Annotated in this window: 10 protein-coding genes; 6 read left to right on the top strand and 4 right to left on the bottom strand. The window is 39.4% G+C overall.

Annotated features, from left to right (window positions below):
• The first annotated feature begins 3 nt into the window (after positions 1 to 3).
• The 4 genes from JN11_RS20500 to JN11_RS20485 all read left to right on the top strand — a co-directional run bounded on the left by JN11_RS20500 (position 4) and on the right by JN11_RS20485 (position 10,305).
• Positions 4 to 1,551 (top strand): FG-GAP repeat domain-containing protein, encoded by a 1,548-nt coding sequence (locus JN11_RS20500; protein ID WP_144915623.1) that lies wholly within the window; start codon positions 4 to 6, stop codon positions 1,549 to 1,551.
• Between the two features lie 156 nt (positions 1,552 to 1,707).
• Positions 1,708 to 3,288 carry an FG-GAP repeat domain-containing protein gene (locus tag JN11_RS20495; RefSeq protein ID WP_144915622.1) on the top strand — a complete coding sequence of 527 codons (1,581 nt, stop codon included), beginning with the start codon at positions 1,708 to 1,710 and terminating at the stop codon, positions 3,286 to 3,288.
• 158 nt (positions 3,289 to 3,446) lie between these two features.
• The gene (locus tag JN11_RS20490) at positions 3,447 to 6,239 is read left to right on the top strand and encodes a glycoside hydrolase family 2 protein (RefSeq protein WP_144915620.1); all 2,793 of its coding nucleotides are present in this window, start codon (positions 3,447 to 3,449) and stop codon (positions 6,237 to 6,239) included.
• Between the two features lie 355 nt (positions 6,240 to 6,594).
• Positions 6,595 to 10,305 carry a LamG-like jellyroll fold domain-containing protein gene (locus tag JN11_RS20485; RefSeq protein ID WP_144915619.1) on the top strand — a complete coding sequence of 1,237 codons (3,711 nt, stop codon included), beginning with the start codon at positions 6,595 to 6,597 and terminating at the stop codon, positions 10,303 to 10,305.
• Positions 10,306 to 10,341: 36 nt separating this feature from the next.
• Here the strand turns inward: JN11_RS20485 and JN11_RS20480 are convergent, their stop codons facing one another.
• The gene (locus tag JN11_RS20480) at positions 10,342 to 10,836 is read right to left on the bottom strand and encodes an FUSC family protein (protein ID WP_144915617.1); all 495 of its coding nucleotides are present in this window, start codon (positions 10,834 to 10,836) and stop codon (positions 10,342 to 10,344) included.
• Positions 10,837 to 10,967: 131 nt separating this feature from the next.
• Between JN11_RS20480 and JN11_RS20475 the strand changes: the two genes are divergently transcribed.
• Positions 10,968 to 12,272 carry a flavin monoamine oxidase family protein gene (locus tag JN11_RS20475; RefSeq protein ID WP_144915615.1) on the top strand — a complete coding sequence of 435 codons (1,305 nt, stop codon included), beginning with the start codon at positions 10,968 to 10,970 and terminating at the stop codon, positions 12,270 to 12,272.
• A gap of 18 nt (positions 12,273 to 12,290) precedes the next feature.
• Here JN11_RS20475 and JN11_RS20470 read toward each other — a convergent pair whose 3' ends face one another.
• The 3 genes from JN11_RS20470 to JN11_RS20460 form a co-directional block, all read right to left on the bottom strand.
• The gene (locus JN11_RS20470) at positions 12,291 to 13,196 is read right to left on the bottom strand and encodes a patatin-like phospholipase family protein (RefSeq protein WP_144915614.1); all 906 of its coding nucleotides are present in this window, start codon (positions 13,194 to 13,196) and stop codon (positions 12,291 to 12,293) included.
• 137 nt (positions 13,197 to 13,333) lie between these two features.
• Complete coding sequence (locus tag JN11_RS20465) at positions 13,334 to 14,578, bottom strand: glycosyl hydrolase family 8 (protein ID WP_144915612.1); 1,245 nt, start codon at positions 14,576 to 14,578, stop codon at positions 13,334 to 13,336.
• A gap of 20 nt (positions 14,579 to 14,598) precedes the next feature.
• Positions 14,599 to 15,645: a LysR family transcriptional regulator gene (locus JN11_RS20460; protein WP_144915610.1), complete on the bottom strand. Its 1,047-nt coding sequence runs from the start codon at positions 15,643 to 15,645 to the stop codon at positions 14,599 to 14,601.
• Positions 15,646 to 15,733: 88 nt separating this feature from the next.
• On the opposite strand from JN11_RS20460, the gene JN11_RS20455 reads away from it, so the two are divergent.
• Entirely contained in the window at positions 15,734 to 17,134 is a 1,401-nt protein-coding gene (locus JN11_RS20455; protein ID WP_144915608.1) for a TolC family protein, read from the top strand.
• The last annotated feature ends 14 nt before the right edge of the window (positions 17,135 to 17,148 follow it).

Raw genomic sequence — 17,148 nt, 5'->3', positions numbered from 1 at the left:
ATTATGAACATTAAAAAGACTTACCTAATATCATCTATTCTGTTATTAGTGGTTTTGCTATCAGGAAGTATTTTGATTGATAGTTGTAAAAATAAAGGTAATACATCTTATAACTTTACCGGCGACACCATACTTGATGGAAAAAACCTGGTACAGATAAATTGTACAAAATGCCACGCGCTGGTACCTGTAAATGCATTAACTAAAGATGTTTGGCGGTACCACGCTTTACGCTCAATGTCCCATTATTTGGGGATAACCGCCTATATGGATGGGTATTATAAAAAGGATTCTGTGGCTGGTGTGTCTATGCAGGAGTGGGAAACCATTCAAGCTTACTACAGAAAGTTGGCACCAGATAATTTGGATACAGCAAAGCCACCAATTCCGTTAGTTAATGATTGGGCTGGTTTTACTTTAAAAATGCCTGCTCCGCAAGCCAATCCTGCTTATACTTCAATGGTTGCTTTTAATCAGCTTAATCATAAAATATACACTTCAGATTACGTTGCCTCAAATTTAACAGAATATGACAGTAATCTAAAACAACAAGCCGCTACCGTTTTGCCTTCTTCGGCTGTAAGTGCCATTTTTAGAAAGGATGCATCGGGCAACCAGGCAATAACATCCAATATTGGCCGTTTGGATCCGATTGATTTCCCTAATGGCAAGGTTATAAATGTAAATCTGGATGCGAAAACAGGAAAAGAAAATCAAACTGTAATTGCCTCAGAATTGGCGCGCCCAGTGCAAACAATTGAAGGGGACTTTAATAAAGATGGCTTAACAGATCTGGTGATTTTAGCACAGGGACATTTAAAAGGTGGGGTTTATCTATTTACACAAAAGGCAGATAAAACCTACGTTCAATCAAATATATCTGATAAAGCCGGAGCAGTACAAGCTGTAGTAGGGGATTTTAACAATGACGGCTGGCCAGACCTGATGGTATTATTTGGAAGTGTAGACGAAGGTCTGTGGATGTTTTTAAATGATCATAAAGGCGGTTTCTCTCCAAAAAATCTTTTACGGTTTCCACCTGTTTACGGATCATCAAGTTTTCAGTTAGCCGATATTGACCATGACGGGAAACCAGATCTGATATACACCTGCGGGTATAATTTCCACGATTCGCGTATTTTGAAACCTTATCATGGTTTGTATATCTTTAAAAATATGGGCGATTGGAAATTTAAACAGCAATGGTTTTACCCAATAAATGGTTGTACAAAAGCAATTGCTGCTGATTTTGATGGCGACGGGGACCTGGACATTGCTACCATTGCCTTTTTTGCTGATTTTAAGAACAAGCCTTCTGAAGGGTTTATTTATTTTAAGCAGGATAAGTTATTTAGCTTTACGCCCCACGCAATACCTATTAGTAAATATGGCCGGTGGATGAGCATGGATGTGGACGATTATAACGGCGATGGAAAACCGGACATCATTTTGGGTAATTACTCCCGTGGTTTTAAGAATCAGAACGATTTGCAGCCTTTCTGGCAAGAAAACATTCCTTTTGTGGTATTGGAAAACAATACCCGTAAGTAAAAGTTAAGATCTATAAATACTTTCAGTGCTTGAATCTATATTTTAAATGGATTCAGGCACTGAAATTTTTATTCCATATATGTTTTACAAATAAGTGTTTAAGTAAAATATATGTGCGTTATTTGATATAAGGAAAAGCTAAATCTATATTTAAAAATGTTATTGAACAATAAACTAAAGCCCAATAAAGTAATAATTATTGCTGTTTTTTCATTGGTTGTTGCTATTTCTTGGTTAACAGGCTGCAGTAACAAAAATAAACCCTACTCAGTTCAGGATGATATAGATGATGGCAGGCAGTTAGCCACAAAATATTGTACACTTTGCCACCAGCTTCCTTCGCCTGCTTTAGTTGACAGGGCCAGTTGGGTAAGTGGTGTTTTGCCGGCTATGGCCAAACAACTTCATATACAGAATTACATGGGGCAATATTATGCCGATGGAAATTCTTTGTTAAATATTGTTCAATGGCAAAAAATTGTCACCTATTATTCTAAAACCTCGCCTATGAATTTGGTAATTCCCAAACCGGGCGTTCAACCGCTTAAAGACTGGGCCATATTCAGCTTGTTAAAGCCTGTTGCAAAGCCCGATGGGCCGACAGCCATGACCACATTGTTAGCATTTAACCCTTTTGATAAACAGTTTTATAGTGGCGATGCTGCTAATAATTTTTATAAATGGGATAAGAAACTGAATTCGAAACTGGTAAAAAGTATGCCTTCACCGGTTACGGGCGTTATCTTCACTAAAGATGCTGATAATTCAGAAAGTGCCATTTTGACCTGTATAGGGGTTATGGCACCCATTAACGTAGCTAAAGGGAAAGTTATACAAGTAAAACTGAATGGTAAAATTAAGGACGATCAACAGGTAATTATAGGTGACAGTCTTCCGCGTTCAGTACAAACTGTTGCTGCAGATTTTAATAAGGACGGTTTAACCGATTATGTTGTTTGTGGTTTTGGTCATGATAACGGGGGATTGTATCTGTTACAGCAACAAACTAACCATACCTATGTTAAAAAGTTGATCAGGAACGAAGCTGGTGGTGAGCAATTAATTACCGGCGATTTTAATAACGATGGCTGGCCCGATGTAATGTGCTTATTTGCACAGGCTGATGAAGGCATCTGGATGTTTTTGAATGATCATAAAGGTGGTTTCATCACCCAAAATCTGTTACATTTTCCAGCTGTTTACGGCTCAAGCAGTTTTCAACTGGTTGATTTTAATCATGATGGTAAACCTGATATTTTGTACACCTGCGGCGATAACAGCGATTATTCAAAAGTACTTAAACCTTACCATGGGGTATATGTTTTTACCAATCAGGGTAACTGGAAATTTAAACAGACTTATTTTTATCATATAGATGGCTGTACAAAAGCCATTGCAGCTGATTTTGATAATGACGGCGATTTGGATATAGCTACCATTGCTTTTTTCGCAGATTATAAATATCACCCATCGGCAGGCTTTACTTACCTTGAACAAACGGGCCCAGGTAAGTTTATGCCTCATGAGCTGCCTATAGAAACCTATGGACGCTGGTTAACCATGGAGGTGGGCGATATTGACCAGGACGGCAAACTGGATATTATATTAGGGAATTTTTCAACACCGGGTCGTGGTTTTGTAAATCAAAAAGGTTTTGCTCCTCAATGGGATGAAAAAAATCCAATAATAGTTTTAAAAAACATAAGTACTTCAAAAGCTGCCAATACTCCAAAATAGTATAATAAAAGGGTAAATTAGTACAGTTTACGCAACCCTTTTGTTAAGTAGTTTTACAGCATAAATTATAGTAGTAAAAAATAAGACAAGAAATCAAATAAGCCTGATTTCTTGTCTTAAAATCTATTGTTTTTATCGCTTCAAATTAAATTTTACTAATGAAAAAATTGATGTATTCGGTTGCCTTTGGTTTTATGGTGAGTGCTTTGCCATTTTTATCATTTGCCCAAACCGGAACCGTAAAACAGGTTAAGTTAACAAATTTCGATCTTCAATCATCTTCACTTATAAACGCAACGGGTAGCGAGTTATCCAGCGTTCAATATCATTCACCGGTTTACTGGTTCCCGGTTAAAGTGCCCTCAACAGTGCTAACCGGATTGGTAGCTAATCATATTTACCCCTCTCCGTATCAGGGATTAAATAACATGTTGATTCCAGATGCGTCCGATCAGTTTAATAAAGAATATAATCTGGAGCAGTATAGCTTTTTACCTAACGATCCTAATCCATGGAAAAAACCTTACTGGTACCGTACAACTTTCAAAGTTGCAGCAAGCGAAAAAGGACGTCATTTTCAGCTGATATTTAAAGGGATAAATTATCGCGCAGCGGTATGGGTAAACGGTAAGCAAATAGCCGACTCCACCCAAATGGTAGGTATGTTTGCCGATTATAATTTAGATGTAACCGATGCGGTTATTGCAGGCGGCGATAATGCGATTGCCGTAAAAATATATCCTTTAGATTATCCGGGCTATCCCGCAAAAGAACAATTACAGGCAATGGGGCCATTTTATGAAAATGGAGGGCCTACCGGCGACATTGGTAAAAACGTAACCATGCTTTGTTCCGTAGGGTGGGACTGGATTCCTCCCGTGCGCGATCGTAACATGGGAATCTGGCAGCCTGTTTATCTGCGCTCATCTGGTGCTGTAACTATCGGTCACCCTAAACTGGTAACAGAATTGCCCAATCTGCCTGATACCAGCACCGCTAAACTATCTTTAAATTTAACTTTATCAAACCATAGCAATACTGCTCAAAACGGAAAACTAACAGTAAGTATCAGCCCTGAAAACTTTACAGGATTGCCTTCCCAGTTTTCGCAGGCAATTTCAGTTGCAGCAAACGGCGCTTCTGTAGTTGATTTAAATGCCGATAAAATAAGTCAGCTGTTAATTAAGCGGCCTCATTTGTGGTGGCCAAATGGATATGGCCGGGCAAATTTATACCGCATACGCTTGCAATATACTAATGGAACCAGTGTTTCTGACGATACCACATTTGTTTTTGGTATTCGCACGGTATCCTCAAATGCTAGTATGGTAAATGGTTTTGTTCGCCGCTTTTTTTATGTGAACGGTAAACGTGTACACCTGGTAGGTGGCGCCTGGGTCCCCGATATGATGGTAAACCGGGATTCGGCACGTTATGATTACGAAATGCATTTATGCCGTAATGCCAATGTAAACCTGGTACGCATTTGGGGCGGCGGCGTAACACCTCCTGATGCTTTCTGGAATGCTGCCGATAAATACGGTGAAATGGTATGGTCTGACTTTTGGGTTACAGGCGATACACAGGGCGAATTTAAAGGATCGCCAGATTGGCCGCTGGAAGGGAATGTATTTATCAAAAACGTGGTAAGTACAATTTACCGCATTCGTAACCATGCAAGCTTATTGGTTTGGACAGGTGGTAACGAGGGGCACGCCCGCAAGGAACTATATGACGCCATGCGCGATAATGTTATTGGTTTAGATGGCACCCGTCCGTTTATTCCGAGTTCATCTGGCTTTGCCAAATTACCGGCAGGATGGAAAGGTTCATATCCTGACGATATGCCTTCGGGTGTGTACAGCGGTGGCCCATACCAATGGGAAGATCCGAAAGTATATTATAAAAAAGCTGATGATGGTGGCGATTGGGTATTTAAAGATGAAACAGGTATTCCTTCGCAACCTCCTTATACTACACTGGCTAAAGTAATTCCAAACCTGGTTTGGGATACCAAACTGCCATTTCCGCTAAATAACACCTGGGGGTATCATGACGCAGCTACAGGAGCTGGCAGGTATGATAGCTATTACCAAGAGATGGTGAAAAGATATGGTCAGCCGCAAACAATGGTAAATTTTTCTGATAAAATGCAGTTGATGAATGCGGTAGGGTACCAGGGTATATTTGAAGCAGCAGGCCATAAAATAAACGAAACGGGTGGTGTGATGCTTTGGAAACTGAATGCGGCACTTCCAAGTGTTATCTGGCAAATATATGATTGGTATTTGGAGCCCAATGCTGGTTACTATGCCATGCAAAACGCCTGCGAACCCTTACATATTCAGTTTAACCAGGATGATTCAACCGCAGCTGTTATCAATCGTACTCACCACGCTACCGGATTACTGATTGCCAAAGCTGATGTGTATGATATAGACAGCAAACTGGTAAAATCATTTACAGTAGATCACATCGGTATGGCCGAAACAGGTGCGCAGGAAGTAATTAAACTGAAAGAATTGCTGGCATCGAGCAAAGGAGTGAACTTTGTGGTACTTAATTTAACCGATGCTGCTGGTAAGAACGTTTCACATAACGTTTATTGGCTGGCACCTGGTAATGACTTTACAGCATTTAATAATATGAGTACAGCTCAGGTACAGGCTAAGGTTGTAAAAACTGAAAAAGGTAACAACGAAGATAAATGGACAATGCAATTTACCAACAGCAGTAATAAAATTGCATTTTTTGTTCGCCCGCAATTAATGAAAAACGGCGAAGAAGTAATGCCGAGCTACTGGACAGGTAATTACTTTACTCTTGCCCCACACGAAAGCATAACCGTTTCAGTAAGCGCTCCGGTAGCTAAATTAGGCGATGTACAGCCAACAGTTTTATTAGAAGGCTGGAATTTAACCAAACAAATAATCACATTACCTGCAAAATAAATCACATTATTGATAAAATAATCACTTAAAACAAATAATTGAACAGGGCTCCGGTGCAAACCGGGGCCCTGTTTTTTTTCAGGATATTAACTTATACGCTTCTAATTGCATCTTTCTGTTAAATATTTGCCTGGTGAATCTGATATATATTCTCAGGTATTAAAAATAAATCATATATATTAAAAAGTGAAAAAATAATAAATAAAGCTGCCGGTTTGTTATTTTCGTATATTTTTGTCTTAGACTAAGGTTACTTAATTAATAGGGAGTAAGTACGCGTATGTGTGACTTTTTTATTTGATAATCAAAAAGTTATATACGTTATGAGAAACCCTGTATATTTTACACTACGTGGATGATAAAAATGGTTACTTTTAATAATTTATTAACAAAAATATCAGGCACATTTATTTTGGTATTTATTTTTATTAATAATATTAATGCCCAAATCATTGGATCTGTAGCAGTCTCAGGCAGTCCGGGTTGTGGTGCGGGTTCTGTTACACTTACCGCTTCGGGCGGTTTACCAGCAGGTGGTACCTACAACTGGTATGCCACGTCAACAAGTACTACAGTAATTGCAACCGGGGCTACCTATTTGCCACAAACTTCAGGAACTTATTATGTTTCATACACTTCTGCCGGGATACCAAGTGCAAGAGTTTCTGGCACTGCAACAATAGTGGCTAATCCTATTATAGCTACCGCTCAATCAGTAACAGCCGGTGCTACACTTGCTTTGCCATTCACCAGTGGAAGCACTAATGATGTTTCGGGAAGCGGAAATAATGGTATAGCAGAAGGCAGCCCTACGGTGGCTCAACCAACAACAGACCGTTTTGGGGCTGCCAACAATGCTTATAGCTTTGACGGCGTTTCTCAATACATAACTACCAAAACAAATATTACTTCAGCTCCACAGGATTTTTCAATAAGCCTATGGTTTAACACCACTACTACAACCGGCGGTAAATTGGCTGGTTGGGGAAATCAACAAACGGGCTCAAGCGGTAATTATGACCATCATATTTATTTAAATAATGCCGGACAGATATACTTTGGTGTTTATTATAATGGTTTTAGATGTATAAATACTACAGCATCTTATAACGATGGGAAGTGGCATCACGTGGTATTGACTTTTTCATCCACCAACGGTGTTAAAATGTATGTAGATGGTGTGATAAAGGCTGAGGATTCGACAAATAAAGTTGCTGAAACCGAAGCCGGATATTGGCGCTTTGGATATGATAACCTGCAGAACTGGCCATCGCCCCCTACATCTTACTTTTATAAGGGCTTGCTTGATGATATTGCTATATTTAATCATGCCCTGACCGATGCTGATGTATATGCATTATACGGAGGCGGCGCCTATCAGCTTTGTGATGGATCTGTACAATTGTTTGCCAATACTGTTGCTAACTCCACTTATTCATGGACCGGACCCAATGGCTTTACCTCAACCTTGCAGAATCCAATAAATACAAATGCCAGCCCCCTGGGTGCATACGCAGTAACAGTAACACAAAATGCCCAATGCATTTCAACATTAAATGTGTCAGTGAATACGCCGGTTGTTTATACGTGGACGGGTAATCAATCAAGCGACATTACCCTTATCAATAACTGGAATAACACAACCTTCGGTATCAGCAATCAGCTGCCTTTTTTTGATGGAAGTGTCTCGCTGCTTATCCCGAATGTAACCACCTGCCCCCAGTTAACGCAAAGTATCAGTGTATATAATTTGACCCTTAACAGCGGCGCGAAGCTTGATTTAAATGGACAAACATTAACTATAGGCTGTAATATCGTCAATAGTGGTACTATAAACTATTCATCAACTGCTTTCCCAACGGTGATCTTTAATGGCACAACGGCAACACAAACCTATACCGGTTCCAATACTGTAAATACTGCAGAATTCGGTAACTTAACCATTAATAATACTTATTCAACGGTATCGGGCGGTATAACAACGTATGGAAAAGTAACTATAAAAGGAGGCCCCGTCGATGTGTTTAACACGCTGACAATGACCAGCGGCAACTTGTTTGTTGACAATACCAACACCGGTGCTTTAACATTAAAAAGTAATGCTACAACTACCGCGGCAGTGGGCATTATTCCATCAGCATACAGCATTACAGGCTCAGTAAAGGTAGAACGCTATATAACCGGGGGAGCAGGATATCGTGGATACAGGTTGCTGTCATCACCGGTGAGTTCCGGTACAGATTCGTACAGCAATAAAATCTATAGTGTAAATTATCTTAAAGATTCAACGTTTCTTACCGGAACGGATGGTACAGCTGGTGGCTTTAGTAAAGCAGGCAACCCAACGCTTTACTTGTACCGTGAAAATCTGGCGCCGTTATACAGCACCTTTTTAAATAGTAATAATCGCGGCGTAAAAGATATTGCCAACTCGCCTAACTATTTAATTGATGGCGACGGCGGCGGTACTACCTATTATAATATACCTGTAGGTAACGGATTTTTATTCTTTTTCAGGGGGGGATTAACTACCAGCTCACCCTACGTTTCAACGAGTACCCCAAAACCTGCTACGCTAACTACTTCTGGTACGTTAAACCAGGGATCGGTACAGGTGATAGATTGGTATAACCCTAATCCGTCAACACCTCCCAATCTGGGATATACTGTAATAGCAGGTACTCCTGCTACCCCTGCGGGAAACTCGGCAGTGCGTGGATTTAACCTGGTGGGCAACCCATATGCATCTTCTATCGATTGGAACGGATTCTATAACTCAAACGCATCACTTGAGACTATAATTGGGGTGAATGTAAACCCTACAGCCTGGGAGTTTATAACTGTATCCGATGCCTATGGAACGTATAACGCACAAACAGGGGCATCTACCAACGGTGGTACCAATATTATAGGCAGCGGACAAGGCTTTTTTGTAAAAGCAAGCGGTGCCGGTTCGGCAACTTTACAATTTACTGAAAATGCCAAATCATCTGCACAACATACAGGGGCAACAATACTGGCTTTGGAGAAATCGGCAGGAACGGCCGCTTACAGCCAGGATCTTCGTTTATCTTTATCAAAGGATACTACCAGCAAAAATGAAGTTTTGATTGGCTTTAATCAGGGATCAACTAAAAAATATAATCAAAGAGAGGATGACCTTTTCTTCCCGGGGCAAAGTTCTCCTCAATCTGCCTGGGTTACTTCGGTAGATAGTTTTAAAGTGGTATCTAAATGGTTCACATTGCCTAAAATAAATCAACCGGATACAGCCAATATCGGGGTAAGTGCATTAACAAGCGGTCAATATACCCTTACCCGTACCGAGTTGAAAGCTGTTCCGGCGGTTTATGACCTGTGGTTAATAGATACTTACAAAAAAGATTCACTGGATATTAAGAATAACAGCTCTTATATTTTTAATATCGACCTGAATGATACTGCTTCTTTTGGGAAAAATCGTTTCAAAGTTATCATCAGGGAAGACGCGGCATTAGCCATTCATTTATTGGATTTTACAGCAGTAAAAGTCACCGGAGGAGCGAAAATTGACTGGAAAACAGAAAATGAGCAGAACTACACTACTTTTATTGTGGAAAGAAGTACCGACAATGGCGTAACTTTTACTGCCATCGACAGCTTTTTATCAGATGCCCGGGGCAGTTATAGCTTTCTTGATAAAAATCCTGTAAATGGGATTGATCTATACCGTTTAAAAGTTTTGGCTATAGATAGTACCGTAAGCTATTCAAATATTGTGAGGCTGATATATGGTAGTAGTACTAACATCCCTAATGTGATGATTTACCCTAATCCAACAAGTGGTATTGTAAATGTAACGGTAGTTCAAAATAATGCGGCGTACTTGGACACACAATCAACGGGTGCCAAATTGTATGATATTAAAATAATAAGCATTACAGGATCGGTTATATTAACCGGAACACTATCGCAGGCTGTATGGCAGGGTAATGTAAGCAATTTTCCGCCGAGTACTTATATTGTAAGGGTATTAAACGATAGCAATAAAAGCCTGGTAGGCGAGGCGCCTTTTATAAAACGATAATATTTGAAAGGGCATAACGCTATATAAGCGATATTGCTAATCTGTTTTAATCTTTGTTTTGCTTAAAATTAAGTTAAACAGCAAAGTAACCAACAGTGCTACTACGCATCCGCTAACTACGCACATTAGTCTTTCCACGGCAATGTACCAATGTTTGCTTCGTTCTGCTTGTATGGTTACAATAACTAATCCGGCTAATGCGCTTCTTATGGCATCTTTTACATTAAATGCTAGCCCAATACAAATAGTTAACGTTACCCCGATACATAAAATAAGGAGATCTGGTAGTTGCAATGGATATAAACAAATACCAACCAGGCACCCTAATACATTTGCTTTAATCCGGTTATAGGCCTGTGTGGTACTATGATCAGGCGATAACACTAATGCAACAGATACAATGGCCCAGTAAAACGGATATTGAGGAAATAATACATAAGGGATATAGCAAATAATTACGCCAACTAAACATTTTATAATGTAGATGGAGTTGGGTGCAATTTGCTTTTTGTCAAAAGGATTAATGATCATGGGTAGTGAAATATCTTAGGACGAATTTTGTATTTTTTTGAACAAATAACCTTCGCTTTGTATTAAATATATAACAAAAATTTAATTTATGTTATTTTGCGATAGACAATAATCTGCCTGGATTAATAAAAATGGATAAATGTGAAGTTTTAATTATTGGTGCTGGTGCTGCCGGCTTAATGGCAGCGTATACTTTGGCTCAAGCCGGAAAAAAGGTAACGGTACTGGAAGCTCGCGAACGATCTGGTGGCCGGATCCATACCCTGCACAATGAACTCTTTTTTAAGCATGTTGAATTAGGTGCAGAGTTTATACATGGCGATTTACCAGTAACACTTCAATTGTTAAAAGAAGCAAATATAGATTACCTGCCAGCGAGTGGTGAAATGTGGCAATATAAAAACGGTGAATTTGAACATGAAGGCGGATTTATAGAGGAGTGGGATTTGCTGATGAAAAAGTTGCTGCTGCTTAAGCATGACATAAGCATAGAAGCTTTTTTAGAAAAAGAATTTGCTGGAGATGAATACAATGAATTAAAAAAATCAGTTCGCCGCTTTGTATCGGGTTATGATACTGCTGATCCTGAAAAAGCAAGCACCTTTGCCTTGCGTAATGAGTGGCTGGATGAAGATAATGAGGCTCAGCATCGTGTTAAAGACGGCTATGGGGTAATGATTAAATACCTGGAGCAGGAAATCACCAATGCTGGTAGTGAAATTTACCTGAACTCAATAGCTAAAGAAATTCAGTGGGAGCAAGGGAAGGTAACTGTATTAACGCTGGATGGAACTGTTTATGAAGCAGCGCAAATAGTAGTTGCCCTGCCATTGGGGATTTTACAGGCTGATAAAAATCAAAAAGCAGCTGTGTCTTTTGATCCGCCAATACCTGAACAGCATAAAGCAATAGCCGATATGGGATTTGGTGCAATAATAAAAGTATTGCTCGAGTTTGACGAATCTTTTTGGCTGGATGATAAAACTCAGGCATTAGCAGGAAAAAGCCTGGAAAATATGGGGTTCCTGTTATCGGCAGAAGAAATACCTACATGGTGGACACAGGTGCCGCAACATAGCACTGTATTAACCGGTTGGCTGGGTGGGCCGCCCGCAGCACTAAAAAAAGATATACCGGATGAAGAAGTCTTACAGCAAGCCCTCCAATCATTAAGTAATATATTTAAAATAACTGTTGATGAGTTAAAAGATAAGCTCACCGCTTTTTATATAGCTAACTGGACAAGTGATCCGTTTACACTTGGTTCATATGCTTATGATACTATGGCAGCATCGCAAGCACGGCGGATACTCAATAACCAGGTAAATAATACCCTGTTTTTTGCTGGCGAATATCTGTATGAAGGCGCTGCTATGGGAACCGTTGAAGCTGCTCTTTCGAGCGGGCAGGAGGTTGCAAAAAGGATATTAAAATAAGTTTTAAAAATTAAGTTTTTATCGCTCTATCCTTAACTTTCTTTTTTCATTATCTTCATATTGCGTCAAACTTTGAATGGCAGCTAGTCTGCCGGTTTCAACCATTTCTTCGGCCCGGTAAAAATCAAAAGCACCACAGCAATCGGCAGATACCTCGATAAGTATGTCGGGGTGGTTTTTTTCTATGGATATTTTGGCGATATGAAACATCATTAAGCTGATGGTTTTATTGATCAGGTTAAAATAGCCAATTTTTTCTTCGTTACTTAAAGGATTAAGCTTTTGCAGGTGACTATAAAAATCTTTAAGTCTTTTTTGATAAACAGATTGCTCTGCAACAATTTCTGTTTTTGGCGGGGCTGGTTTAATGTAGGGAATATCTGCATTTACGTTTACGGCAATTAATATATCTCCCGGCAGTCTTTTAACATATTCTATGGGAATATTATTGATAACTCCCCCGTCAACCAGCAGGCCATCTTCTGTTTTAACAGGAGTAAATACTGTTGGTATAGCGATAGAAGCCCTTATGGCGTTAAATACGTTTCCATGGGTAAAAATAACTTCCTTTTTATTAATAATGTCTGCTGCAACAGCTGCATAAGGTATTTTAAAATCCTCGATGTCCTGATCCGAAATGAATTCCTTCATTTTTTGAAACAACTTATCCCCTTTTACCAGTCCCTCGGTTGTAAAACTAAAGTCGAGCAGGTTAAAAAGCTTCATCTTATCCATGGTATAAAGCCAATCGCGGTAAGCCTCCAGCTTTCCTGAAGCATAAACACCACCAACAACAGCACCCATTGAGGTACCCGCGATAGAAGTTATTTCAAACCCCCTTTTTTCCAGTTCTTCAATAACTCCAATATGGGCTATGCCTCTTGCTCCTCCACCCGATAATACTAATGCTGCTTTTTGCTTCATTGGATTGAAAAATTTACTTTATAATTCTTATACGTTAAAACTGGAAAAAGGTGTCCTTTAAAAACTAATGCTTTTGACCAATTAAATGCTCATTTGTTTAAATACAAAATAATGATTTCATCATGTGTTCCCTGTAATTAATTTGCCTTCCAGTAATTTCCTGATAAAATGATCATGTTTAATAGTTTTATAGTGTTATCATAGTAATCATAATCTTTTAGCTTAAATGCTACCAGATAATCCCAAACCTTATTTAGCCATTGCTGATTTTTTTTATCAACCATAGCCGATACTGCAAAAGGGGCGATAAAACTCAGCGCTTCAAAATTGCGCCCTTTAATATCATTCCCTGCCAGGGTATATCCGGCTGATAGATTATAAGTATCATTATTGGTTGTTTCCCTTATCCAGTGGTTTATCCTGTCGGTTATTAGTTTAGCCCTTTTATCCCCGGTAAGTAAATAATCAACACCAATGCGCCATGGAACACGGCAAGCATTATAATTATAGTAACCATCATATTTTGATTCCAGGAAATAAGGTGGGGCAGGCTTTGCCACTTTATTTGTATTTACAATAAAATCAGGCAGTAACCCTGCATCCGGACTGTATTTATCCTGCATCAGGGTAAAAAGCCTATAATTACTGTTGATCACCTTTGTCCAGCGGATATCATTTGTAGCGCTATAAAACGCCTTGAAATTTGCAGGCATAAAATCAGATGAACGCATATCAAAATAATCTTTGCTCTCTGCCTCAACACCATCACTTAATATAACAGACCATGTATGGTGGTTAATTTCGTACTTCATGATATCGTTAATCATGGCTTTGCCTTCGGCGAGGTAATTAATTGGCCCATTGCTGCCCCATTGCTTATTAGCCAGTAGTAATGAGTAGGCAATATCCATATCTCCATCCGTAGCCGATGTATTATCGAGGTTTTTTCCACCGGCATATTGCGCCCAGGCCATTAAATAATGGCTTTTGCCGGTTGGGTGTGCCTTATAATACCGGTAAAGCTTATCGTAAATGCTTTTTGCTGACGAATCAAAACCTGCCATTAATGCAACGATAATCATCCCATAGCCTTGCCCTTCTGAAACACACTGTTTTTTACCGATTCCCCCAAACCAGATAAAACTTTGATTTTGATCTGGCGTAGTCTTTATAAACCGTTTTTTCCAGGGAGTATAAAAGCTTTCAACCGCATTATCCAATTGTTTTTGGGATATGTGATTGGGGTTTATAGTACCTACACTATATTTTACATGCTGCGGAAATGGTTTTAAGGCTTGTTGCGCAAATAGTGGATTAAAGAAATTAGTAAAGGCAATAAAGATGCATGTGCAAAATAAATAACACCACAATTTAATCAACATGCTCTTTCCTGCCCCGTTATTTAATATTGGTAACTCTTAATATCCTGTGCAACACTGGAAGCAATTGGCTCATTGATGAATTTTGCGCCAACAGATGCCACTACGTTGCTTTTTTGCCTTGGGGAAACATGTTCCTGTATAATTATTTTTTTTTCAGGTTCATCCACACTCATATCCTCTCCTGCAAAATACATTTTCAGGCATTCTAAAAAGTTTAGTATGGCAGGCGTTTGCTTGCAGGTAGCGGCGTACCACGCCCTTTTAGCTACGCTATGGTGAAGTGGTTTAGTAACAATATTTCTGCCCTTTAAATAAGGTTCAACAATCCAGTCGGCCATAACAGTTATACCGAGGCCTGCATTTACCATTTCAATGGCTGCATCAGTATAGTGAATGCGGTGCAGTGTTTTTGGCTTTACCTGTTGGGCCTGTATTAATGCCTCAATAACCGGAGTATCCTGGTAGGAGGGATCGTATAATGGTAATATCAACTCCTCTCCGTGAAAGTCGGAGATATTAATCACATCTTTTTTTGCTAAAGGATGATCTTTACATATCACAGCTGTCAGTCTGTCAACAAAAATAGGTTCGTATCTTATTTTGGTATTTACCATTTGGGTGCGGATAATACCGATATCCAAATCGCCATTCATCAGGTACTCCAACGGCCGCCGGGTAGCATCTGATAGTATTTGTATGTTGATATCGGGCCAGCGCTTTTTGTAATATTTGATGATACCCGGTAACCAGTGATAGGCGGTATAACACTGCATACTGATGCTGAGTTTGCCGGTTTTTCCGTTTTTGTAGTTATTGATATCCTCTTCAAGCGTCTTTAATTCGGCCAAAATCTTCTCGGCACTGCGCAAAAAACGGTAGCCTTGTTCAGACAAATGTAATCTTTTGCCCTGCCGGTCAAATATTTCGACGTCTAATTCACGTTCAAGCTCCTTTAGTTGATGGCTCAGTGCCGACTGTGTTAAATGCAGTGTTTTGGCTGCTTTGGTCAATGTGCCCTCTTTTGAGATGGTATCTACCAGTCTAAAATGATGTAATGCAATGTTCATTATTAGATATTTTAATAATTGTAACAAATTTAATTCATTTTTTTCATATAGAGGATAGTTTTACTTTTGTAGTGTCAAACTTACACATATGTTAAACATCTCTTCAAAACAGGTAATCTTAGGTTTTTTGAGTGTTTTATTTGTCTTTCAGGCTAGTGGCCAAAAAATATTGACTATTAAAGAAGCCGAACAAACTGCACTTGCTAATTATGGAACCATAAAAGCAAAGGCAAATCAGCTTAATGCCTCCAAAGCAAATTTAACCGAATCAAAAACCGAGAATCTTCCTGATTTAACCCTCTCAGGCCAGCAGGATTATGGTACTGTAAATTCACAGTATGGCCCCCTCTATGCGTTTAAAGGACAAGCATTGTCATCAGCCGGTCCTACTTTAGGAAGCCAGAACTGGAATGCTGCATTTGGCTCCCTTTACATCAGCACCATTAACTGGGACTTTTTCTCATTCGGTAAAGCGAAAGAAAAAGTTAAAGTGCAAAAAAATGTGGTAAACCTTAATGAAACCGATCTGGTACAGGAACAGTTTCAACACGAAATAAGGGTTGCCAGCACTTATCTGAATTTATTGGCTGCGCAGCAGCTGAGTAAAGCAGGCCAGGATAATCTTAACCGTGCCATCGATCTGCAAAAGGTTGTGATAGCCCGTGTTAAAAATGGTTTAAATCCAGGCGTCGACTCATCACAAGCGAACGCTGAAGTTGCAAATGCCAAAATTGTACTAACAAATGCGCAGGAAACTGAGCAGGAGCAAAGTAATTTACTGGCGCAGTACCTGGGTGTGCTGCCACAGAATTTTACATTGGATAGTACTTTTATTTCAAAAGCGCCAATAAATGCTGATGTGCAGACACAATTAAATCTAGCCAATCATCCAACCCTACGTTATTATCAGAATTTAATAAACGTAAGTGATGAAGAGGTTAAGTATTTAAGAACGTTTAACTATCCTACCTTTAGTTTGGTTGGTGTTTTTGATGCTCGCGGAACTGGTTTTAATCAGGGATATGGAGCAAACCAAAGTCTTTATACCAGCAGTTATGGTACAGGAGTTGACCCAACCCGCTATAACTACTTGTTTGGTATTGGTGTTACCTGGAATATAACTACGCCATTGAGGGTACATTATCAGGTTAAGGCACAGAAATTTACTTCTGCTCAATACCAAAACACTTATGATTTGTATAACGAGCAGTTAAGGGATCAGGAAGTACTGGCTGAAACCCGTATCAGTAATGCGTTAAAAAATTACCGCGAGGTACCTGAAGAAGTAAAAGCTGCGACAGATGCTTATCATCAAAAATTTGCCCTTTACCAAAACGGACTGTCAAATATTGTTGATTTTACGCAGGCCCTTTACGTTTTAAACCGCGCAGAGGTTGATAATTATATTGCCTCAAATAACGTATGGCAGGCGCTATTATATAAGGCGGCAGCTACAGGCGATTTCGGAATTTTTATGAATAACTTTTAATACAACATATTAGA

It is taken from the genome of Mucilaginibacter frigoritolerans (assembly GCF_007830615.1).
Classification (GTDB): Bacteria; Bacteroidota; Bacteroidia; order Sphingobacteriales; family Sphingobacteriaceae; genus Mucilaginibacter; species Mucilaginibacter frigoritolerans.
Note: the sequence above shows the minus strand (reverse complement) of the source record. Positions and strands in the feature narration are given on the sequence as shown.